The sequence below is a fragment of the Microbispora sitophila genome, from assembly GCF_014892245.1.
Classification (GTDB): Bacteria; Actinomycetota; Actinomycetes; order Streptosporangiales; family Streptosporangiaceae; genus Microbispora; species Microbispora siamensis.
This window is the reverse complement of the sequence record NZ_JADBGC010000001.1, coordinates 356,544-377,459: the sequence shown is the minus strand read 5'-3', so window position 1 is coordinate 377,459 and position 20,916 is coordinate 356,544. Positions and strand designations below refer to the sequence as shown.

General features: G+C 71.7%; 19 protein-coding genes and 1 tRNA gene. 9 read left to right on the top strand and 11 right to left on the bottom strand.

Going from position 1 to position 20,916, the window contains the following annotated elements; genetic code table 11:
• Positions 1–1,029: an SIS domain-containing protein gene (locus IL992_RS01765; RefSeq protein ID WP_193201521.1), complete on the bottom strand. Its 1,029-nt coding sequence runs from the start codon at positions 1,027–1,029 to the stop codon at positions 1–3.
• 356 nt (positions 1,030–1,385) lie between these two features.
• Between IL992_RS01765 and IL992_RS01760 the strand changes: the two genes are divergently transcribed.
• The 3 genes from IL992_RS01760 (at position 1,386) to IL992_RS01750 (ending at position 5,632) form a co-directional block, all read left to right on the top strand.
• A complete protein-coding gene (locus IL992_RS01760; protein ID WP_193201520.1) occupies positions 1,386–3,311 on the top strand; it encodes a Xaa-Pro dipeptidyl-peptidase in 1,926 nt (641 codons plus the stop codon).
• Between the two features lie 102 nt (positions 3,312–3,413).
• Positions 3,414–4,289, top strand: a complete 876-nt coding sequence (locus tag IL992_RS01755) for a DUF4429 domain-containing protein (RefSeq protein ID WP_193201519.1) — start codon at positions 3,414–3,416, stop codon at positions 4,287–4,289.
• A gap of 95 nt (positions 4,290–4,384) precedes the next feature.
• A complete protein-coding gene (locus IL992_RS01750) occupies positions 4,385–5,632 on the top strand; it encodes an endonuclease Q family protein (protein ID WP_193201518.1) in 1,248 nt (415 codons plus the stop codon).
• A 71-nt stretch (positions 5,633–5,703) separates the two neighbouring features.
• Here the strand turns inward: IL992_RS01750 and IL992_RS01745 are convergent, their stop codons facing one another.
• Entirely contained in the window at positions 5,704–6,624 is a 921-nt protein-coding gene (locus IL992_RS01745) for an oxidoreductase (protein ID WP_193201517.1), read from the bottom strand.
• A 101-nt stretch (positions 6,625–6,725) separates the two neighbouring features.
• Here IL992_RS01745 and IL992_RS01740 point away from each other — a divergent pair, with 101 nt between their 5' ends.
• On the top strand, positions 6,726–7,655 hold the full coding sequence (locus IL992_RS01740; protein ID WP_193201516.1) for a helix-turn-helix transcriptional regulator: 930 nt from the start codon (positions 6,726–6,728) through the stop codon (positions 7,653–7,655).
• Here the strand turns inward: IL992_RS01740 and IL992_RS01735 are convergent.
• Positions 7,618–7,694, bottom strand: a tRNA-Lys gene (locus IL992_RS01735). The genes IL992_RS01740 and IL992_RS01735 overlap by 38 nt on opposite strands.
• Positions 7,695–7,818: 124 nt before the next feature.
• Between IL992_RS01735 and IL992_RS01730 the strand changes: the two genes are divergently transcribed.
• Both IL992_RS01730 and IL992_RS01725 read left to right on the top strand, forming a co-directional pair.
• Positions 7,819–8,664, top strand: coding sequence for an AAA family ATPase (locus IL992_RS01730; RefSeq protein WP_193201515.1), 846 nt, complete (start codon positions 7,819–7,821; stop codon positions 8,662–8,664).
• Positions 8,661–10,016, top strand: a complete 1,356-nt coding sequence (locus IL992_RS01725) for a vWA domain-containing protein (RefSeq protein ID WP_193201514.1) — start codon at positions 8,661–8,663, stop codon at positions 10,014–10,016. Before IL992_RS01730 ends, IL992_RS01725 begins: the two co-directional genes overlap by 4 nt.
• A 45-nt stretch (positions 10,017–10,061) precedes the next feature.
• Here the strand turns inward: IL992_RS01725 and IL992_RS01720 are convergent, their stop codons facing one another.
• Complete coding sequence (locus IL992_RS01720; RefSeq protein ID WP_193201513.1) at positions 10,062–10,829, bottom strand: nuclease-related domain-containing protein; 768 nt, start codon at positions 10,827–10,829, stop codon at positions 10,062–10,064.
• Between the two features lie 151 nt (positions 10,830–10,980).
• On the opposite strand from IL992_RS01720, the gene IL992_RS01715 reads away from it, so the two are divergent.
• Positions 10,981–11,646 carry a TetR/AcrR family transcriptional regulator gene (locus IL992_RS01715; protein WP_193201512.1) on the top strand — a complete coding sequence of 222 codons (666 nt, stop codon included), beginning with the start codon at positions 10,981–10,983 and terminating at the stop codon, positions 11,644–11,646.
• A gap of 14 nt (positions 11,647–11,660) precedes the next feature.
• Here the strand turns inward: IL992_RS01715 and IL992_RS01710 are convergent, their stop codons facing one another.
• From IL992_RS01710 to IL992_RS01695, 4 genes are read right to left on the bottom strand one after another with little or no spacing between them, the layout of a single operon-like run.
• On the bottom strand, positions 11,661–12,824 hold the full coding sequence (locus IL992_RS01710; protein ID WP_193201511.1) for an acyl-CoA dehydrogenase family protein: 1,164 nt from the start codon (positions 12,822–12,824) through the stop codon (positions 11,661–11,663).
• The gene (locus IL992_RS01705; RefSeq protein ID WP_193201510.1) at positions 12,821–13,993 is read right to left on the bottom strand and encodes an acyl-CoA dehydrogenase family protein; all 1,173 of its coding nucleotides are present in this window, start codon (positions 13,991–13,993) and stop codon (positions 12,821–12,823) included. The genes IL992_RS01710 and IL992_RS01705 overlap by 4 nt, the downstream gene beginning before the upstream one ends.
• Before the next feature lie 23 nt (positions 13,994–14,016).
• Positions 14,017–15,237 (bottom strand): acyl-CoA dehydrogenase family protein, encoded by a 1,221-nt coding sequence (locus IL992_RS01700; protein ID WP_193201509.1) that lies wholly within the window; start codon positions 15,235–15,237, stop codon positions 14,017–14,019.
• Positions 15,237–16,187: a phosphotransferase family protein gene (locus IL992_RS01695; RefSeq protein WP_193201508.1), complete on the bottom strand. Its 951-nt coding sequence runs from the start codon at positions 16,185–16,187 to the stop codon at positions 15,237–15,239. Before IL992_RS01695 ends, IL992_RS01700 begins: the two co-directional genes overlap by 1 nt.
• 119 nt (positions 16,188–16,306) lie before the next feature.
• On the opposite strand from IL992_RS01695, the gene IL992_RS01690 reads away from it, so the two are divergent.
• Entirely contained in the window at positions 16,307–16,888 is a 582-nt protein-coding gene (locus IL992_RS01690; RefSeq protein ID WP_193201507.1) for a GNAT family N-acetyltransferase, read from the top strand.
• Positions 16,889–16,912: 24 nt separating this feature from the next.
• Here IL992_RS01690 and IL992_RS01685 read toward each other — a convergent pair whose 3' ends face one another.
• On the bottom strand, positions 16,913–17,497 hold the full coding sequence (locus tag IL992_RS01685) for a TetR/AcrR family transcriptional regulator (protein WP_193201506.1): 585 nt from the start codon (positions 17,495–17,497) through the stop codon (positions 16,913–16,915).
• A gap of 68 nt (positions 17,498–17,565) precedes the next feature.
• Between IL992_RS01685 and IL992_RS01680 the strand changes: the two genes are divergently transcribed.
• Positions 17,566–18,720 carry an FAD-dependent oxidoreductase gene (locus IL992_RS01680; RefSeq protein WP_193201505.1) on the top strand — a complete coding sequence of 385 codons (1,155 nt, stop codon included), beginning with the start codon at positions 17,566–17,568 and terminating at the stop codon, positions 18,718–18,720.
• Between the two features lie 30 nt (positions 18,721–18,750).
• On the opposite strand, the gene IL992_RS01675 is transcribed toward IL992_RS01680, so the two are convergent.
• Both IL992_RS01675 and IL992_RS01670 read right to left on the bottom strand, forming a co-directional pair.
• On the bottom strand, positions 18,751–19,638 hold the full coding sequence (locus IL992_RS01675; protein WP_193201504.1) for a DMT family transporter: 888 nt from the start codon (positions 19,636–19,638) through the stop codon (positions 18,751–18,753).
• A gap of 174 nt (positions 19,639–19,812) precedes the next feature.
• Positions 19,813–20,793: a peptidase S1 gene (locus tag IL992_RS01670; protein ID WP_193201503.1), complete on the bottom strand. Its 981-nt coding sequence runs from the start codon at positions 20,791–20,793 to the stop codon at positions 19,813–19,815.
• Positions 20,794–20,916: the final 123 nt, after the last annotated feature.

Sequence of the window (20,916 nt, the reverse complement as noted above, 5' to 3'; positions counted from 1 at the left end):
TCAGTACGCCATCTTGTGCATGTAGCGCCGCTCGTCGAGCGAGTGACCGGTGACGGACTCGTAGTGGTCGGCCAGCCGGGTGGCGACGTTGGCCAGGACCGGGGCCGACAGCTCCGGCCGGGCCGCCGCGGGCACGCCGGGCAGTTCGAGAGCGGCCGAGTCGAGCGTGAAGACCCGGGAGGTCACCGTGGGGGCGAAGGCGGCGACCCGGTCGGCCATCGCCTGGGTGCGGTCCTCGCTGCGCAGGAGGATGAGCGGCGCGTCGCCGACCACCATCTCGAACGCCCCGTGGAAGAAGTCGCCGGACGCCACGCAGACCGACTTCTTCCACTGCATCTCCATCAGGTAGCAGACCGAGAGCAGGAAGGCGACGCCGTACGCGTTGCCCCCGCCGACCACGAAGGTCAGGTCGGCGTCGGCGGTCTCCCGCGCGATCGTGGCCGACAGCTCCTCGTGCGCCTCGGTGGCGGCGGCGAGCGCGTCGGGCAGCGCCGCGTAGCCGCGTTCGAGGGTCTCGTAGTCGAGGTCCGCGCCCTCGATCCGGAGCAGTTCCTGCACGAGCTGCCCCAGCAGGACGTGCTTGGCCGCCGTGATCGTCTTCTCGCTGTGGTAGGTGAACGCGGCGTCCCCCAGCTCGGCGAGCGGGTTGTCGTCGTCGGTCGCCACCGCCACCACGTACGCGCCCGCCTCCTTGGCCAGGCGCGCGGCGGCCACCGTCTCGGGGGTCGCGCCGGAGTGGGAGGAGGCCACCACAAGCGAGCGCTCCGACAGCCGGGGCGAGGGGGAGGCCAGGAACTCGGCGGCGTTGATGTTGTGGCTGACCAGCCCGGTCGCCGAGGCGGACAACGAGGCGTGCGCCGGCACCGAGGAGGCCCAGGAGCCGCCGCAGCCGAGGAAGAACACGTCCGTCACTCCGCGCGAGGCCGCCTGCGCCGCCACCTTCGCGGCGACGCCGCGCTGGTCGACCGCTCCCCCGATGACCTCCCTGAGCTGGGGGTCGACGGGTCGCAGGCCGGGTTTGGAAGTCATGGGGACACTCCGCAAGTAGAACGTTCTCACTGACCGGTACGCGAACGTGTAGAACGTTCTCACCGGGATGGTGAGAAGGTTCTCAACACCGCCGGGGAGCAGTCAAGGGTTCACCGCGTTTTTTGACCCCGGAAACGGAGGCCGCGTGCGGAACGTGCCGTCCCGCCGGCCGGCCCACCTGGGGCTCCCCCGCCCACGCCGCACTGCGACGCCTCATCGCGACGACCCGCTGAGCGTCCGGGCCGTGTCACATAGCAGGACCAAGGTGATGTCGATCACATAAAGGGATCTTGTCGGCATACGGGCATGCATGGTGATTTACGGAGGGTTTCCACACCCCCCTCTGGAGGCTCTCCGTGCTGTTACGAGCAGCCATCGCCGCGGTCGCCGTGACCGCGATCGGCGCGGTCCCGGCCCGCGCGGCCACCGGCCCGGCCATCACCGTCGACCAGGGACGGACCCAGCCGGTCTTCTCCTACGCCGACGCCGTCCGCGAGCACGTCTACGTCGAGTCGAGCGTCGACAGCGACTCCGACGGCCGCCTCGACCGGGTCAGGGTCGACATCATCAGGCCCAGGGAGTCGGGGCCCGGGCTCAAGGTGCCGTCGATCATCGACGAGAGCCCCTACTACGACAACTCCGGACGCGGCAACGAGTCCGAGCGCAAGGTGTACGACGCGGCGGGCGAGCCCGCCAAGTTCCCGCTGTTCTACGACAACTACTTCGTGCCACGCGGGTACGCCGTCCTCAACGTCGACATGGTCGGCACCACGAAGTCCGACGGCTGCCCGGACGTGGGCGGCAAGGCCGACGTGCTGGGCGGCAAGGCGGTCGTCGACTGGCTGAACGGCCGCGCCCCCGCCTACCACGACGACGGCTCCCCCGCGCCGGCCGACTGGAGCACCGGCAAGGCCGGCATGATCGGCAAGTCGTACGACGGCACGCTGGCCAACGCGGTGGCGGCGACGGGGGTCGAGGGCCTGGAGACGATCGTCCCGATCTCCGCCATCAGCTCCTGGTACAAGTACCAGCGCTCCAACGGCGTGATCTACAACTACAACTACATGTCGTACCTGTCCCGCGTGATCGACACCGACCCGGCCGCCAAGTGCGCGGCGAAGCGGGCTCGACTGGACGTCGACGCCGACGACGCCACGGGGAACTACAACGGCTTCTGGGCCGAGCGCGACTACGTCGCCGGGTCGCTCGGCGACGCGTCGAAAGTGCACGCGAGCGTCTTCGTCGTGCACACGGTCAACGACCTGAACGTCAAGCCCGACAACTTCTCGGTGTGGTGGCAGGCGCTCGCCGACCGGAACGTGCCGCGCAAGATCTGGGTCGGCCAGTATCAGCACGTGGACCCCTTCGACTTCGAGGGGCGCCGCGACCTGTGGGTCGACACGCTGCACCGCTGGTTCGACCGCTGGCTGCTCGGCGTGGACAACGGGATCATGCAGGAGCCGCGCGCGGACGTGCAGGTCGGCCCGGCCGAGTGGATCACGCAGCGCGACTGGCCGACGCCGGCCGCCTCGACCCACTTCTTCCGCCCGTCCGCCGACGGTTCGCTGAACCTCAACCCCGGCAAGAACAGCGAGACCGCGAGCTTCACCGACATCCGCCAGTCGGAGGACGCGATGGTCGCCGACGTCGGCACGGCCAAGCCCGGACGGGTCTCCTTCACCACCGGTGAACTGCCGCGCGACCTGCGCATGTCGGGCACGCCCGAGGTGGACCTGCGGGTCTCGCTCGACAAGCCGACCTCGAACCTGACCGCGCTTCTCGTCGACTTCGGCGAGGACACCCGGGTCGACTGGCGCCGTGGGCAGGGCATCACCACCCTCACCCAGGAGGACTGCCACGGCGACAGCACCGCCGCCGACGACGCCTGCTACCGGAAGGTCGTCACCAACCTGGCCACGCGGCCGCTGGAGGTCGTGGCCCGCGGCTGGATCGACCCGCAGAACCGCGACTCGCTCTCCGAGTCCTCGCCGCTGACCCCCGGCACGTACGCGCAGGTCAAGTGGAAGACGCTGCCGCAGGAGTACGTCTTCAAGAAGGGCCACAGGATCGGGCTGGTGATCGCCGGCACCGACTCGAACTACAGCGGCGAGCGGGCCACCGGCACGACCGTCACCATCGACCTGCACAAGAGCCGGGTGGAGATTCCGCTCGTGCTCGGTGTCGGCCACGCGCTGAACGGCGGCGACATTCCCACGGACAAGGGCACCTGGCACGGGCCCCAGCAGATCGACCTGCCGGTGCCGGACAACACGCTCTACTGATCCCCTTCCCCTGACCGTCCTCTGACGCCGGCGCCGGGACCCTCGTCCCGGCGCCGGCGTCGAGCGGTTCAGTGGTTCCCGCCAACGTCGTAGTGTCATGACATGACCGAGATCGTCGTGGAAGACGGCTCATGGACGGTCGATGTCGAGGCGGTGCGGATCACCCCCGGCAGCGGCCGCGACGTCCACGAGGTGCGCAAGGCCCTCGGGGACCTGGCGGTGCCGTTGGAGGCCGTGGCGGGAGCCGTGTTCGAGCCCTCGCGCAAAGGCGGGCACCTGCGGCTGCGGCTGCGGCCCGGGGCGGACCCGCTGACCGAGGTGGGCGCCGGGCTGCTGGCCGCTCCCGCCGACCCCTACCGGCTGGCGGTCCCCAAGGAGCGCAGGGCCGCGGCGGAGTACATGGCCGGCGAGATCCGCGATCTGGTGCAGCTGGCCCAGGTGCCGGAGCAGCCCTGTCCCGAGTTCCTGTTGCCCGGCCCGGCCGTGCCGATCAGCGCCACGGCCGGTGACGGCACCGTGAGCTTCGACGGCGTACGGGTCCGCCTGGAGTGGACGGGATTCGCCAAGTCGATCAAACAGGCGGCCGGCGCGCAGGAGTTCCGGCTGTCGGATCTGACCGGCGTCGAGTGGAAGCCGCAGTCGGGCCTGGCCTACGGGAGCCTGCGTTTCCATGTACGCGGCGAGGGGCCGACCGGCCGGCCGGAGGAGGACCCGCGCTGCCTGTCCTGGGGGGTGCAGCGTTTCGGAGGGACCAGCGTGCTCGTCGGGGCCGCCGTGCTGGCGCGGCTGGCCCGCCACACTCCGGAACCGCCCGCCGCGCTCTCACCCTCCGAGCCCGACGGCCGCGACCTGCCGAGCCGTGACCTGTTGATTCGGCGGCTCGCCGACCTGGGCGAACTGCACCGCAGCGGAGTGCTGACCGACGAGGAGTTCAGCACGGCGAAGAAGGCGCTGCTGGACCGCATCGCCGAACTGTAGGGTCCGGTCGCCGCGCGGTCCGCCGGAACGGCGTTTCGACCTCTCCTGATCGGCAAGCTGGTAGATCCAGGGTCAAGCCGACGGGAGAGGTCACCGTGCGTTTCCACGCCGACCTGCACATGCACTCCAGGTACGCCTACGCGTGCAGCAAGAACAGCGACCTGGAGCAGCTGACCTGGTGGGCCCGGCGCAAGGGCGTCACGCTCATGGGCACGGGTGACTTCACCCACCCGGCCTGGCTCGACCGGCTGCGGACGGCTCTGGTGCCGGCCGAGCCGGGGCTGTTCCGGCTGCGCGACGACCTCGACCGCGAAGTGGCGTCGACGCTGCCGGGCAGCGTGGCCGATGCCCCCGTGCGGTACATGCTGTCGGTCGAGATCTCCACCGTCTACTCCCAGGGCGGCCGCTCCCGGAAGATCCACCACCTCGTCTACCTGCCCGGATTCGACCAGGTCGAGGAGTTCGACCGCGGCCTCGCCAAGGTCGCCGACCTCGGCGTGGACGGCCGGCCCACCGTACGCATGAGCTCCCGCGACCTGCTGGAGGCCGTCCTGACCTGCGGCGAGGGCGCCTACCTGGTGCCGGCGCACGTCTGGACGCCGTGGTTCGGCGTGCTCGGCTCGAAGTCGGGGTTCGACAGCCTCGAGGAGTGCTTCGGCGACCTCACCGAGCACGTCTTCGCGCTGGAGACCGGCCTGTCCGCCGACCCCGCGATGATGCGGCAGGTCTCCGGACTCGACGGTTATCGGCTGGTCAGCTACTCGGACGCCCACTCACCGCCCATCGTCGGCCGGGAGACCACGATCTTCGAGACCGACCTGGACTACTTCGCGATCGAGCGGGCTCTGCGCACCGGCGCCGGCCTGTGCGGCACGACCGAGTTCTTCCCCGAGGCGGGCAAGTACCACGTCGACGGCCACCGCAAGTGCGGCGTCCGGCTCGACCCGGAGCAGACGCGCAAGCTCGGCGGCGTCTGCCCGGTGTGCGGCAGGAAGCTCACGGTCGGCGTGCTGAGCAGGGTCGAGGACCTCGCGGACCGCCCGGCGGGCAGGAGCCCAGGAGGCGCGGCGGGCTTCCGCAACCTCGTCCCGCTCCCGGATCTCGTGGCCGAGACCCTGGGGGTGGGCCCGAAGAGCAAGAAGGTGGGCGTGGAGACCGACAGGCTCGTGGCCGCGCTCGGACCCGAACTCGCGATACTCGGCGACCTCCCCCTGGCCGACATCGCCGCCTGCTCGCCGCGGCTCGCCGAGGCGATCGGCCGCCTGCGGAACGGCGAAGTGACCAAGGACCCCGGCTACGACGGCGAGTTCGGCCAGATCCGCACCCTCGGCTCCCCCACCTGATACGGCCGCCAAACGCACACGGGCAGGGCCCGCGAAGACGGTCATCGCCGCGCACTCGCCGCGCGGCGGGGTCAGAGGTAGGTGATGCCGGTCAGCTCCTCGGCGGCGGTCCACAGGCGCCGCCCGACACTCGGGTCTGCCGCCTCCGTGCTGGGGCGGACCTCCACGACCCGGCCACGCATCTCCCAGAGGCCGGACGGTCCGAAGAACTGGCCGCCGCGCACCCCGGGCGCGGTCGCGGCGAAGAGCTGGGGCAGCGCTCCCCGCTCGGCCGGCTGCGTCGCCAGCAGCCCGCCTCGGGCGAAGATCCGCCCGAGCCGGCCGCGGTGCTCCCAGGCCCGGGGGGTGAGGTTGCTTCTGGACAGCCCGGGGTGGGCGACGACGCTGACGACCGGTGAGCCCGCGGCGCGCAGGCGGCGGTCGAGTTCGAGACCGAAGACGGTGGTGGCGAGCTTGGAACGGCCGTACGCGCGACTGGCGTTGAAGTCGCGCCGCGACATCAGGTCGTCGAAGTCGAGGTGGGCGTTCTTGTGGGTGATCGAGCTGAGGCTGACCACCCGTGCGGCGTCCGCCCGGCCGAGGTTGTCGAGCAGCAGGCCGGTGAGGGCGAAGTGGCCCAGCATGTTGGTGCCGAACTGAAGCTCGAACCCGTCGGCCGTCGTGCGGGCGGGGCCGAGGAGGACCACGCCGGCGTTGTTGACCAGCAGATCGACCGCCGGGAAGTCGGCGGTCAGGTCCTTCGCGAACGCGTGCACCGACGCGAGCGAGGCCAGGTCGAGCTCCCGCACCTCGATCTCGGCCCGTGGCGCGGAGCGCCGGATCGCCTCGGCCTCCCGCTCGCCGGCGGCGGTGTTGCGCACGGCCATCACGACGTGTGCCCCGTGCCGGGCGAGTTCGGTCGCGGTGACCAGGCCGAGTCCCGAGTTCGCGCCGGTGACGACGGCGACCCGGCCGTGCTGATCGGGGATGTGATTGGCGTTCCATTCGGTCATGGGGACGACGCTAGGACGGGGCCGCCGGGATTCGGTCGTACGCGTTTCCCTGGGAACGCCAGACCTACCTTCGGCACGGACCGCACCGGCAGACTGTCGCTATGGCTGTCGACCACCCGTACGCCCGTGAGCTCGGTGACTTCCTGCGTGCCCGGCGCGGCCGGTTGCGCCCGCAGGACGTCGGGCTGGAGCCGGGGCCCCGGCGCAAGGTGGCCGGCCTGCGGCGCGAGGAGGTCGCGCTGCTGGCCGGGCTGAGCACCGATTACTACCAGCGCATGGAGCAGGGCCGCGAGGTGCGGCCCTCTGACCAGGTGCTCGACGCCATCGCCTCCGCGCTCGACCTCGACGACGAGGAACGCCGGCATCTGTTCACCCTCGCGCGGGCGGCACGCCGTCCGGCCGCCGTCCGCACACGCCGGACCCCGGACCGCGTGCCGGACAGCACCCGGCGCCTGCTGCACGTCATGAATACTCCCGCGGTCGTGCTCGGCCGGCACCTCGACGTGCTCGCGTGGAACACGCTCGCCGAGGCGCTGCTCGGCGATCCGGACACCCTGCCGCCGGGGCGGCGGAACATGCTCATGGCGCTGTTCGAGGATCCCGGGACCCGTGCACGCTGCCCCGACTGGGAGACGACCGCCTTGCAGTACATCGGCATGTTGCGCGCCGCCGTCGCGACCGATCCGACCCACCCGCGCGCCACCACGATCATCGGCGAGCTGAGCATCCGCAGCGCGGACTTCCGCCGGCTCTGGGCCCGGCACGAGGTGCGTGAGACGGTCCACGGGACGAAGCTGTTCCGGCACCCTCAGGTCGGGGAGCTCACCCTCGACTGGGACGTCTATCCCCTGCCCGGCAATCCCGGACCGGTCCTGCTCGTCTACACGGCCGAGCCCGGCACCGCCGACGACGAACGAATCCGGCTGCTCGCGTCCCTGCACGCCACCCGGGTAGCGCGGAAAGCCCAGGCCGAACGGCCTGGGCTTTCGGATGTGGTGCGCCGCCAGGGACTCGAACCCCGGACCCGCTGATTAAGAGTCAGCTGCTCTAACCAACTGAGCTAGCGGCGCAGAGCTCTTAGAGGTTATCGCAGCCCTCACAGCGAGTCCAAATCAGAGCAGCACAGTCCAAATCAGAACGGCAAGGATCGGGCTAGAGTAGAACAACATTCGGTAGCAGCGGTTGGGAGCGCACATGTGGTTCGCCTCGCCTGACGAGGTCCGGGGGCGGCTGGCGGCCGTCGACTACCTTGCCGACGACGGCATCGCGACATCGGTGTTCCTGGCCGGGGCGCTGGGCAAGCCGCTGCTGGCCGAGGGACCGGCGGGAGTGGGCAAGACCCAGCTCGCCAAGGCCGTGGCGGAGGCCACCGGCGCGCGGCTGATCCGCCTGCAGTGCTACGAGGGCCTGGACGAGGCGCGGGCGCTGTACGAGTGGAACTACAAGAAGCAGCTGCTGCGCATCCAGGCCGACGACGGCGCCTGGGACGACATCTTCTCCGAGGAGTTCCTGCTGGAGCGCCCCCTCCTGAAGGCGATCAGGAGCGAGGAGCCCACCGTGCTGCTCATCGACGAGACCGACAAGGCCGACGTCGAGGTCGAGGGACTGCTGCTGGAGATCCTGTCCGACTACCAGATCACGATCCCCGAGCTCGGCACGATCACCGCCGCGCGCCGGCCATACGTCGTGCTGACCTCGAACGCGACCCGGGAGCTGTCGGAGGCGCTCAAGCGGCGCTGCCTCTACCTCCACCTCGACTACCCCACGCCGGAACGGGAGCGTGACATCCTGCTCGCGCAGGTGCCCACGCTGCCCGCGGGCATCGCCGACCAGCTCGCCCGTACGGTGGCCACGCTGCGGGCGCTGGAGCTGAAGAAGTCGCCGTCGATCGCCGAGACCGTCGACTGGGCGCACACCCTGCTCGCGCTGGGCCGTACGGAGCTGGACGAGGCGCTGATCGGCGAGACGCTGGGCGTGGTGCTCAAGCACAACTCCGACCAGGTGCGGGCCGCCAAGGAGCTCGGCCTGCCGTCCCGATGACGACGACTCCGGCGTCCCTCGTGGATCGGCACGTGGGGTTCGTCCACGCCCTGCGGGAGGCCGGGCTGCCGGTCTCCCCGGCCGAGGGGCTGGACGCGGCCCACGCGCTCATGGTGATCGACCTGGCCGAGCGGGAGACGCTTCGTGAGGCGTACGCCGCGACGCTGGTGAAGCGGCGCGCGCACCGGCCGGGCTTCGACCTGCTCTTCGACCTGTGGTTCCCGCCGGTGATCAGCGGCACCGACGGCACCGCCGCCGAGGACGCCGAGCTGCCCGAGTTGCGCGAGCGGCTGGCGGAGCTGCTGACGGGCGATCCGGCCGATCCCGCGTTCCGGGAGTTCGCCCGGGCGATGGTCGGGCGGTTCGGGCAGGTCCAGGCGGCCCCCGGCAGGCAGTCGTGGTTCTCCTTCCCGGTGCTGCGCGCGCTGTCGCCGGAGACGCTGGTGGCCCGGATGCTGACGGCCATGCTCGACGAGCGCGGCGGCCTGCCGGAGAAGGTCGCCCGGCGGCACATCGCGCGGACCACCGAGGCGTTCACGGAGGCGGTCGCCTCCGACGTACGCCGCAGGATCGCCGAGGAGTCGGGCGTCGAGAAGATCGCCAGGTCGGCGGTCCGGCCGCCGATCGACCAGGTCGACTTCCTGCGCGCGACCAAAGAGGAGCTGGCCCGGCTGCGCCGGGAGGTCTATCCCCTGGCCCGCCGCCTGGCCACCCGGCTGTCGATCCGGCAGAAGCGGGGGCGGCGCGGGCGGCTCGACTTCCGGCGCACCGTGCGGGCCTCGCTGTCCACGGGCGGAGTGCCGCTCACCACCCACCTGCGCCCGCCCCGCCCGCATCGGCCCGAGCTGGTCGTGTTGTGCGACGCCAGCGACTCGGTCTCCACGTTCTCGCACTTCACGCTGTTGCTGACGTTCGCGCTGCGGGAGCAGTTCACCAAGGTGCGGGCGTTCGCGTTCGTGGACACGGTGGACGAGATCACCGGTTTGTTCGCCCCGGGCGCGGACGTGCTGGACGCCATCGCACGCCTGACGGAGGAGGCCGACATCGTCAGGTTCGGCCGCACCGACTACGGCCACGTCTTCGAGCGCTTCGCCGAACGCTTCCCGGACGCGGTCGGTCCCCGGACGTCGCTGCTGATCCTGGGCGACGCCAGGTCCAACTACCAGACCCCGGCGCTGGGCAGGCTGAAGCGGTTGGCCGGCCAGGCCAGGCACGCCTACTGGCTCAACCCCGAGCCCCGGGCCCAGTGGGACACCGGGGACTCCCTCGCCACGTCGTACGGCTCGGTCGTCCCCATGCACGAGTGCCGCAACGTCGCCCAGCTCGCCGCGTTCGTCGAGACGCTGGCTTGAATCGAGACCCTTCGCCCGAATCGATTCCGGCCCGCGTCCGCGTGCTCAGCTCATGCGGCGCAGGATGCGGGCCGCCGTACGGGCCAGCAGTTCGATCTGCGCCTCGGTGAACTCGGCGGAACCGTGGGTGCGGATCCAGCGGGCCACCCTGCCCGGGTAGGCGACGGTCAGCCCCTCCCCGTACAGCACGCCTCCCCTGGCCTTGATCTTCCCGCCGTGCACGGCGAGCACCGGGGCGATGGAGACCTCGATGCCGGTCTCCTTGGTCAGCAACGCGGCCATCGACCCGGCGGCGGAGATGAGCCCCTTGGCGACCGAGGTGCCGAACTTCTCGTCGAAGAACAGGCGCTCGCCGTACCGCGCGATCAGGGTGTCGGGCGACCACGCCTCGTTGTCCACGATCCAGACGCCGCCCGGCCCGATGACGAGGTGGTCGATCGACGCCTCGCCGGGCACGGCCCGGCCGTCCATCACCCGGTAGCCGTGCCGGCGCAGCCCGAGACGCAGCAGCCGTCCGGTGCGCACCTCGCCGCGGCGCTTGCCCCGCCACACCGCCGTACGCTCGTGCAGGCGCCAGGCGATGAACAGGTCCGTGCCGCCCGCGAGGGCGGCCAGCCCGAGGCCGGCGGCGAACATGTTCAGCCCAAGCCGCGGGCCCACCAGGTTGCCGACGACGAACCCCGCGAAGGTGATCGCGGCCCGCACCCGGATCCGGTTCTTGCGTCCGGCGAACCAGAACGTCTCGTACAGGTTCTGCGGCGAGGCGCCGGTGAACTTCTCGTCCCTCGGGACGTAAATGGACCCATTGGGCACGCGAACCCCCCACACTAGGCATGCGCTTTCTCCGGGATACCCGAGCGGGAATCCCAACCCTCCTAAGGTGAGGGAAGTAGCGCAATTACGCCAGTGCCGACGCTTGACCGACCAGTCGGTATGCTTGACCCGAGAGACGAAGGAGGTCGGCATGACCCGCCGCGCAGCTGGAGAGCATCGCGTAGCCGGAGAGCGCCGCGCAACGGGGGATCGCGTGAACGGGGAGCGCCCCGGCAACGGGTCCCTGGAGGAGCCGGTGCGGCAGCGCCTGCTCGCCGAGGCCACCCGGCTGTTCGCCGAGCGGGGTTTCGAGAGCACGTCGGTGCAGGAGATCGTGGCGGCGGCCGGCGTCACCAAGGGCGCCATGTACCACTACTTCGATTCCAAGGACGACCTGCTCCACGAGATCTACGCCCGGGTGCTGCGCCTGCAGATGGAGCGCCTCAACCGGTTCGCCGACGCGGAGGGCCCGGTGGCCGACCGGCTGCACGCGGCGGCGATGGACGTGGTGGTGACCACGGTCGACAACCTGGACGACTCCAAGATCTTCTTCAGGTCGATGCACCAGCTCGCGCCGGAGACGTACAAGAGCGTGCGGGCCGAGCGGCGGCGCTACCACGAGCGGTTCCGCGACCTCGTCGTCGAGGGGCAGCGCGACGGCGTCTTCCGCGACGACATCCCCGCCGAGATGGTGGTCGACTTCTTCTTCGGCTCGGTCCACCACCTCGGCACCTGGTATCACCCCGACGGCCCGCTGACCGGCCAGGAGGTCGGCCGCCACTTCGCCGACCTCCTGCTCAACTCCCTGCGCCCCTGATTAGGGGACTTTGATCACGCGGGCGCCGGGAGGTCCGCAGGGCCGGCCAGCGCCTCACGGTGGTCGCCCGGCGTGCCCAGCGCGATCTGGTCGGCCTTGGCCCGCTTGAGATACAGGTGCGCCGGGTGCTCCCAGGTCATCCCGATGCCGCCGTGCAGCTGCACGCACTCCTCGGCGGCGTGCACCGCCACCGCCCCGCAGTGGGCCTGCGCCACCGCGACGGCCACCGCCGCGTCGTCGCCGAGCGGTCCCGCCGCGGGCGCCTCCGCCAGCCGGGCGGCCGCGTTGCGGGCCGCCGCCCTGGCCCCGACGACCTCCAGCCACAGGTCGGCCAGCCGGTGCTTGACCGCCTGGAACGACCCCACCGGCCGGGCGAACTGCCGGCGTTCCTTCACGTACGCGACCGTCGTGGTGAGGCACCACTCGGCGACGCCGAGCTGTTCCGAGGCGAGGAGCCCGGCGCCGCGCACCAGGGCCTCCCACACCCACGGCACCTCCAGCCCGTCGGCGCGGGCGACGATCCGCGCCGGCGCCGACGCGAACGACACGGTCGCGATGGGCCGGGTCAGGTCGAGCGAGGTGACCGGCGTGACCCGGACCTCCGGGGACGCCTCCACCGCGCACAGCCCGGTGCCCTGTGCCAGCCGTACGGGGACGAGCAGGACGTCGGCGACCTCCGCGCCGATCACCCCGGTGACCGTGCCGGTCACCGTGCCGTCCTCTCCGAGGGTCGCCAGCGGAGCCGGCGGCGCGTACGGCGAGGCGGCGAACGACACGGCGAGCGCGGCCGTCGCCTCCCCGGCGGCCAGGCGTCCCAGCAGTTCGCCCGCCGCCTCTCCGCCCGTTCCTTGTCCGGCGGCTACCAGCAGGGCCTGGGTGGCGAGCACGGCGCTGCTCAGGAACGGCACGGGCGCCACGGCGCGGCCCAGCTCCTCGAGCACGACGGCGGCCTCGCGGGCCGAGGCGCCGCCTTCATCGGAGGCAGCGCCGCCGAGCTCCTCGGGGATCAGCAGCCCGGCCACACCGATGTCGCGGGCCAGCGCCTTCCACAGCTCCGCGTCGTACGGCGTGCCGGACTCCGCGCGGTCGAGCACGGCGGACGGGGAGCACTTGTCGGCGAGCAGGTCGCGCACGGCGGCCCGCAGCTCCTCCTCCACCTCCGTGTACAGCAGCGTCATCGGGGGAGGTCCTTCCAGGCGACGTCCTTGTCGGCGCGCGGCTCGGCGGGCAGGCCGAGGACGCGTTCGGCGATGATGTTGCGCAGGATCTCGGAGGTGCCGCCCTCGATCGAGTTGCCCTTGGCACGCAGGTAGCGGTAGCCCGCCTCGCGGCCGATGAAGTCGACCTTGTCGGGGCGGCGGAACGTCCAGTCGTCATAGGCCAGGCCGTCCTCGCGAAGCATCTCGACCTCGATGCCGGACAGCTCCTGGTGCAGCCGGGCGAAGGCCAGCTTCATCCCCGACCCCTCCGGCCCCGGATGCCCGGCGGCGAGCTGCTCGCGCAGCCGTACGGCTGTCAGGCGCATGACCTCCGAGTCGACCCAGAGCTTGAGCAGCCGCTGGTGCAGGTCGTGGGTGCGCAGCTCGGGCCGGGAACGCCAGGTCTCGGCGACGACGCCCATCATCGTGCGGCGGGCGGGAGTCCCGCCGATCGCCACCCGCTCGTTCATCAGCGTGGTCTGCGCGACCCGCCAGCCGTCGCCCACCTCGCCCAGCCGCAGCGCGTCGGGCAGCCGCACCGCGGTGAGGAAGACCTCGTTGAACTCGGCCTCCCCGGTGATCTGGCGCAGCGGGCGCACCTCGACGCCTGGGGCGTGCATGTCGCACACGAAGTAGGTCAGCCCGCGGTGCTTGGGCACGCCCGGGTCGGTGCGGGCCACGAGGATGCCCCAGCGGGCGGTGTGGGCGCTCGACGTCCACACCTTCTGGCCGTCCACCACCCACTCGTCGCCCTCGCGTACGGCGCGAGTGGCCAGCGTGGCGAGGTCGGAGCCGGCGCCGGGCTCGCTGAACAGCTGGCACCACACCTCCTCGCCCGTCCACAGCGGCCGCAGGAAGCGCTTCTTCTGCTCCTCGGTGCCGAAGGCGAGGATCGTCGGGGCGGCCATGCCGAGGCCGATGCCGATCCGGCCCGGCTGGTTGTCGGGCGTGCCCTTCAGCTCCCGGTCGGCCACGGCCTGCAGCTCCCGGGGCGCGCCGAGCCCGCCGAGGCCCTCGGGGAAGTGCACCCAGGCCAGCCCGGCGTCGAACCGGGCGCGCAGGAACTCCAGGCGGTCCATGGCCGCCGGGTCGTGCTCCGCGAGGAAGGCTCTGGCGCGCTCGGCGACCGACGCCTCATCCCATGCCACGAAATATCAACCCCCACCACATATCAGCGCATGTATTTCTTGAGCTCGCGGTAGGCCAGCGACCGCTTGTGGACCTCGTCGGGGCCGTCGGCGAACCGCAGCGAGCGCGCGCCCGCCCACAGCGCCGCCAGCGGGAAGTCCTGGCTGACACCGCCGGCGCCGTGCGCCTGGATGGCCTTGTCCAGGATCCACTCCACGGTCGCCGGACCGGCGATCTTGATGGCCTGAATCTCGGTGTGCGCGCCCTTGTTGCCGACCGTGTCCATCAGCCAGGCCGTCTTCAGCACCAGCAGGCGCAGTTGCTCGATGCGCACCCGCGACTCGGCGATCCAGTCCTGGATCACCCCCTGCCGGGCCAGCGGCTTGCCGAACGCCTCCCGCGTCAGCACCCGGCGGCACATCAGCTCCACGGCCCGCTCGGCCATGCCGATGAGCCGCATGCAGTGGTGGATGCGGCCCGGCCCGAGCCGCGCCTGGGCGATGGCGAACCCGCCGCCCTCCTCGCCGATCAGGTTGTCCACCGGCACCCGTACGTCCTCGAACACCACCTCGGCGTGGCCGCCGTGGTCGGCGTCGTCGTAGCCGAAGACGGTCATGCCGCGCCGTACGGTGAGACCGGGCGTGTCGCGCGGGACGAGCACCATGCTCTGCTGACGGTGCTTGGGCGCCTCGGGATCGGTCTTGCCCATCACGATGAAGACCCGGCAGCCGGGGTTCATCGCGCCGGTGATGAACCACTTGCGGCCGTTGATGACGTACTCGCCGCCGTCCCTCCTGATGGAGGTCGCGATGTTCGTCGCGTCGGAGGAGGCCACCTCGGGCTCGGTCATCGCGAAGGCCGACCTGATCTCGCCGGCGAGCAGCGGCTCCAGGTATTCCTTGCGCTGCCACTCGCTGCCGAACTCCGCCAGCACCTCCATGTTGCCGGTGTCGGGGGCGGCGCAGTTGGTGGCGGGCGGCGCGATGGCGGGCGACCTGCCCATGATCTCCGCGAGCGGCGCGTACTGCAGGTTGGTCAGCCCCGCGCCCTGCTCGTCCCGGGTATCGGACCGCGGAAGGAAGAGGTTCCACAGGCCGCGCGAGCGAGCCTCGGCCTTGAGGTCCTCCAGCATCGGCGGCGGGCTCCATCCGCTGCCGGCCGCCTGTTCGTGGAAGGCGTGCTCGGCCGGGTAGACGCACTCGTCCATGAACTCCAGCAGCCGTTCCCGGTAGCGGTTCGTGGTCGCGTCGAACCCGAAGTCCATCAGACCTCCATGAGCCCGCGGGCGACGATCGGGGCGACCTGGTCGCCGACCTCGGCGAAGCCCTCCCCCACCGTGAGCCCCTTCGTGTATCGGAAATGGATGCCCTCGGCGATCACCGCGAGCTTGAAGCAGGCGAGGCCGACGTACCAGCCGAGCCGGGACAGGTCGCGACCGGACGCCTCCCCGTAGTGGGCGGCCAGCTCGGCGCTGGGCGGCACCTCTCCGGCCGATCCTCGGTCGAGCGAGGAGACCTCGCCGTACAAGAGGAACAGCGCCAGGTCGGTGAGCGGGTCGCCGAGCGTGGACATCTCCCAGTCGAGCACGGCCCGCACCTCGCCGTCGGCGACGAGCGTGTTGCCCAGCTTGAAGTCGCCGTGCACGATCGCCGGCTCGCCGGAGGCGGGCACGTCGCGGGCGAGCCGCTCGTAAAGGTCGTCGATGCCGGGCACCTCCCGGCTGCGCGAGGCGTCGAGCTGCCGCTTCCAGCGGGCGACCTGTCGCTCCAGGAAGCCGTCGGGCTTGCCGAAGTCGCCGAGTCCCACGCGCTCGGGGGTGATCGAGTGCAGCGCGGCCAGCACGTCCACCAGCCCGTGGGCGAGGGCGGGGGTGAGCGGCGGCTGCCCGCCCTCGACGTGCTCCATCACGTAGAAGGACGCGCCGACGACCTCGGGGTCCCGGCACAGATGGTAGGTGCGCGGCACCGGGACGCCCGTTTCCTGGAGCGCGCTCATGACCCGGTATTCGCGGCCCATGTCGTGCGCCGTCGCCAGGACGTGTCCGAGCGGCGGCCGCCGCACGACGTAGGTGCTCGTGCCGTCCCTGACGACGTACGTCAGATTGGACTTGCCGCCCACGATCAGCTCCGCGGTGAGCGGCCCTTCGGTCAGGCCCTCGCGCTGGAGGTGCTCGGCGAGGCGGGTGAGGTCGAGGCCGGGCGGGTCAGCGTTCACGCCGTCAGCGTACCGACCAGACGGTATGCATGTCGACATGGTCACGGCGAAGTGGTCCTCGCCGTTCCGCCCCAAGTGGCCATCCGCTCTCGGCGCAGGTCGGCGATAACGTCGGGCGCATGACCGCGAAGATGCCCGCGCCGGCCGTGCTCGACGGCCGCGTCGTACGCCTTGAGCCGCTCGCCCCCGGCCACGTGCCCGACCTGTTCCTCGCCGCGCAGGACGAGGAGGTCTGGCGGCACCGGCCGGAACCCGTGCCGCAGACCGAGGAGGACATGCGCCGCCTGGTGGACAATCTGCTCGCCGACCCGCGCACCACCCAGTTCGCGGTGGTCCTCAAGGAGACCGGCCGGGCGATCGGCTCGACCGGCTACTGGGACGTCGGCGGCTTCAACGAGAGCGTGGAGATCGGCTCCACCTGGTATGGCCGGGCCTACTGGCGCAGCGCCGTCAACACCGAGTGCAAGGTCCTGCTGCTCGACCACGCCTTCGCTCTCGGCTTCGTCCGCGTGGTGCTGAAGACCGACATCCGCAACCTGCGGTCGCAGGCGGCCATCGAGCGCATCGGCGGCGTGCGGGAGGGCGTGCTCCGGAGGCAGTACCGCCGCCAGGACGGCACCTGGCGCGACAGCCCCCTCTACTCGATCCTCGACGACGAGTGGCCGGCCCACCGCGCCCGTCTGCTGGCCGCCCGGCACTGACGGTCACGTCATGACCGGCGGGGCTCACGTTCCTGTGGCGATGCGGAGGAGCTCCCGGAAGGCGGCGTCGAGCTCTTCGAGGGTCGGCACGTCCCCCGCCCCCACGACCGCGTCGAACAGCAGCCCTTCGACGTAGGCGACCATCTGCCGGCCGTGCCGCACCGGATCGGGCGAGCCGGCGGCGGCCAGCGCCGCGACGGCCTGCTCCCGGAACCGGCGCCCCATCTCGTCGTATACCTTGCGCAGTTCGGGGCGCCGGCTCGCCTCCAGCGCCAGCTCGTATCGCGCGATCGTCGTCTCGCGGTGCACGGTGATCGCCGCGTGCATCGTCGTCGCCATGAGTCCCGCCAGCCGCGCCACGTCGCCCGCGCCCTCGGGCATCCCGCCATCGGCCGGCATCGCGGCGGTGAACACGGCCTCCTCACGCTCGGCGAGCCGGGCCAGCGTGAGCTCCAGCAGCGCCGCCCGCGTGCGCGCGTGGTTCGAGGTGGAGCCCGGCGGCAGCCCTGCGGCCTCGTCCACCGCTCGATGGGTGAGGCCGCGCATCCCCCGCTCGGCCAGGATCGCGATGGCCGCGTCCGCGACGGCGACGGCCCGCTGACTGCTCACCCCCTCATCGTAGAGGCGGACTACAGGTGTAGTACGCTCACTACAGGTGTAGTGACGAGGAGGCGGGCATGGCGCACGCGGTGGTGATCGGGGCGGGCATCGGCGGGCTGACGGCGGCCCTCGCCCTGGCGCGCAAGGACTGGTCGGTGACGGTCCTGGAAAAGGCGGCCTCGATCGAGCCGGTGGGCGCCGGGCTGGCGGTCGCGCCCAACGCGCTCCGGGCGCTCGACGTGATCGGCCTCGGGGACGAGGTCAGAAAGCTTTCCGCCATCCAGGGCCAGAGCGGCATCCGGGTGCCGGACGGCCGCTGGCTGTCGCGGACCACCGCCGAGAACGCCGCCGCCCGGTATGGCGACCCCATCGTGCTGCTCACCCGGTCGGCGCTGGTCGGCATCCTCGCCGGACGCCTGCCGCAGGGCGCCCTGCGGGTGAACACGCGCGTCGCCTCGGTGGACCCGGCGACCGGACGCGTCACCGTGCCGGGAGCGGAGACGATCGAGGCCGACCTGGTCGTGGCGGCCGACGGCATCTGGTCCCGGACCCGCTCGGCCCTGTTCCCCGGGCATCCCGCGCCGGTCTACGCGGGCGTGACGAGCTGGCGGGCGATCGTGCCGCTGCCCGTCGTGACCGGCGCGTCGGAAACTGTGCTTGCCTCCGAGACCTGGGGGCGCGGGCTGATCTTCGGGGTCATGCCGCTCGCGGGCGGGCAGGTGTACTGCTACGCCACCGCGAAGGTTTCCGCGGGTTTGCGCGCTGCGGACGAGAGGGACGAACTGCTCCGGTTGTTCGGCCGCTGGCACGACCCGATCCCGGCGCTGCTGGACGCCGCCGACCCGGCCGCCGTGCTGCGCCACGACATCCACTGCCTCGACACCCCGCTGCCCGCCTTCCACGCCGGGCGGGTCGCGCTGTTGGGCGACGCGGCCCATCCCATGACGCCCAACCTCGGGCAGGGGGCCTGCCAGGCCATGGAGGACGCCGTCGTGCTCGCCGACCGCGTTTCGCCCGGGAAGGGCCTGTCCGCCGGCCTGGCCGCCTACAGCCGGGAACGGCTGGCACGGACGACGCCGATCGTCCGGCGGTCGCGGGCGATCGGCCGGCTCACCCGGTGGAGCAACCCGCCGGCGGTCGCCCTGCGCGACGGCGCGATGCGCGCGGCGGGCCGGCTCGGGCCCGGCGTCGCCTTGCGGCAGGGCGACAAGATCTTCGTCTGGTCGCCCTGAACGGGCCGAGGAGCTTGGCGGTCGAGGAGGTCAGGCCGCCTCGGACGCGCCCACCGGGGCGCCGATCCTGTCCGGCTCGGCCGGTACGGCCGCGTGCTTGGAATGGTCGGGAGCGAGGCGGCCGAGCGTGATCGTCCCGGCGATCAGCAGGCCGGCCGCGAGCAGCGCGGGGATCACCTTGCCCACTTCGGTGGGCAGCGACTCGCCCAGCAGCACGGCCCCGGCGGTGACCGAGGTGATGGGGTCGACGACCTGGACCCCGGCGTAGGCGATGCCGAAGTAGCCCACGGCGTACGACTTCTGCAGCAGCACCACGGCGCAGACCAGCAGCACCGGGATGGCCAGGGTGAACCAGTGGACCAGGCGGCCGAGGTCTCCTTCGAGCCCGCCGCCGACGACCCGGACGAACGTGGACACGGTCGCGGTGACCGCTCCGGCGCCGACCGCCATCAGCAGCGCCTTCGCCGGGCCCCTCAGCCAGCGCGCCGCGGTGAACGTGACGGCGACCACCAGGGCGACGCAGCCGATCAGCTCCAGTGCGTGCGCGTCCGACAGGACCGGGGTCACGTTGTGCGCCGGGACCAGCAACATCAGGCCGAGCAGGCCGACCGCCACCGCGATCGACCCGGCGATCTCGGCCCGGCGCGGGCGTCTGCCGTGCAGCGTCGCGGCGAGCGGCACCGCGAAGACGAGGGTCGCCACGCTCACGGGCTGGACGACGACCAGCGGAGCGAGGCTGAGCGCCACCGCGTGCAGTGACGCCCCGGTGAAACCGATGACCCCGCCGATCCACCAGCGGGGCCTTCTGACGAGAGCGAGGGTCGCCCCCTCGCTCACCGCCTCGAACTGCTGCAGCGCCGCGCCGAGGGCGTATCCCAGCGCGCCGACGAGGGCGATGGCCACTCCCACCCAGATCATGCGCGCCCGCCGGTGTGTCGAGAAATCACCACGCAAGCTTAGTTGTACCTGGCACGCGCCAAGGGAGCCCGCGACACAAGTGCGGCTTTCCGGGCAGCTCCCCGGGGACCGCTCCCCGGGATCCGCGACGGGCGCGGATCCCGGGAACGAGCGGTGTGCGCCTCAGGACACGACCTAGTCGGTGCCGCTGGACAGGGCGATGTCGATGACCCCGGCGTTCTCGGTCACCCAGGTGGCTGACAGGCCGCCCTCCTTCACCAGGGCCTCGCCGGTGACCTTGACCACGCCGATCCGCTTGCCCGCGAGCGCGAGTTCGAGGACGTTGAGGTTCTCGGTCACCCAGGTGGCCGACAGGCCCCCCTCCTTCACCAATGCCGCCCCGCCGCTCCGGACGACCCCGATGCGGTCGCCGGCCAGGACGAGCTGCTTCACGGCCGTGTTCTCGGTCACCCAGGTGGCGGACAGTCCGCCCTCCTTGACCAGCGCGACGCCGTCCGCCCGGACCACGCCGATCCGGTCGCCGGCCAGCGCGAGCTGCTTGGCGCTGTCGTGTTCCAGCACCCAGTCGGCGGACAGCCCGCCCTCCTTGACCCAGGCCCTGCCGTCGGCCGTCAGCACCCCGATGCGGTCACCCGACAGCGCGAGCTGCTTGACCCGGCCATCGTGCTCCAGCACCCAGTTCGCCGACAGGCCCCCCTCCTTCACCCATGCCTTGCCGTCCCCGGTGAGGACGCCGATCCGGTTGCCCGACAGCGCGAGCTGCTTGACGCCGCCGTCGTGCTCCAGGACCCAGTTGGTGGACAGGCCCCCCTCCTTCACCCAGGCCCTGCCGTCTCCGGTGAGGACGCCGATACGGTCACCGGCCAGCGCGATCTGGATGACTCCGTCGTGCTCCAGCACCCAGCTCGCCGACAGCCCGCCCTCCTTGACCAGGGCGTCGCCGCCGACCTTGAGCACGCCGATCCGGGGCGGGGCGACGGCCGCCTGCACGGGCCCGCGGCCCTGCGACTGCGCGCTCGACTGTGTGCCCGACCGTGTGGCCGACTGGGCGCTCGCCGAGGTCGTGCCCAACCCGGCCGGCAGCAGGCCCGCCGCACAGGCGAGTCCCGCTCCGAGGAGAACCAGGCCGGGGCGGATCGCTGATCGAGTCGTCATGAGTGCCTCCGCGTCGCATCGGGCGGGCCCCCTGCCCGCCGAAATCGATCACGGAGAGACTAGATTCAATCACGCGATGTAATCACGCTTCTTGCATCGTCAGGAGAGTCAGCCACACTGTGC

What these genes read in the sequence shown, in the direction of transcription:
- IL992_RS01675 (WP_193201504.1), bottom strand. Translation starts at nt 19,638, where the DNA reads ATGATCTGGGTGGGAGTGGCCATCGCCCTCGTCGGCGCGCTGGGATAC.
- IL992_RS01710 (WP_193201511.1), bottom strand. Translation starts at nt 12,824, where the DNA reads ATGACGCTGCTGTACACGGAGGTGGAGGAGGAGCTGCGGGCCGCCGTG.
- IL992_RS01715 (WP_193201512.1), top strand. Translation starts at nt 10,981, where the DNA reads ATGACCCGCCGCGCAGCTGGAGAGCATCGCGTAGCCGGAGAGCGCCGC.
- IL992_RS01680 (WP_193201505.1), top strand. Translation starts at nt 17,566, where the DNA reads ATGGCGCACGCGGTGGTGATCGGGGCGGGCATCGGCGGGCTGACGGCG.
- IL992_RS01670 (WP_193201503.1), bottom strand. Translation starts at nt 20,793, where the DNA reads ATGACGACTCGATCAGCGATCCGCCCCGGCCTGGTTCTCCTCGGAGCG.
- IL992_RS01690 (WP_193201507.1), top strand. Translation starts at nt 16,307, where the DNA reads ATGACCGCGAAGATGCCCGCGCCGGCCGTGCTCGACGGCCGCGTCGTA.
- IL992_RS01765 (WP_193201521.1), bottom strand. Translation starts at nt 1,029, where the DNA reads ATGACTTCCAAACCCGGCCTGCGACCCGTCGACCCCCAGCTCAGGGAG.
- IL992_RS01740 (WP_193201516.1), top strand. Translation starts at nt 6,726, where the DNA reads ATGGCTGTCGACCACCCGTACGCCCGTGAGCTCGGTGACTTCCTGCGT.
- IL992_RS01730 (WP_193201515.1), top strand. Translation starts at nt 7,819, where the DNA reads ATGTGGTTCGCCTCGCCTGACGAGGTCCGGGGGCGGCTGGCGGCCGTC.
- IL992_RS01725 (WP_193201514.1), top strand. Translation starts at nt 8,661, where the DNA reads ATGACGACGACTCCGGCGTCCCTCGTGGATCGGCACGTGGGGTTCGTC.
- IL992_RS01700 (WP_193201509.1), bottom strand. Translation starts at nt 15,237, where the DNA reads ATGGACTTCGGGTTCGACGCGACCACGAACCGCTACCGGGAACGGCTG.
- IL992_RS01755 (WP_193201519.1), top strand. Translation starts at nt 3,414, where the DNA reads ATGACCGAGATCGTCGTGGAAGACGGCTCATGGACGGTCGATGTCGAG.
- IL992_RS01745 (WP_193201517.1), bottom strand. Translation starts at nt 6,624, where the DNA reads ATGACCGAATGGAACGCCAATCACATCCCCGATCAGCACGGCCGGGTC.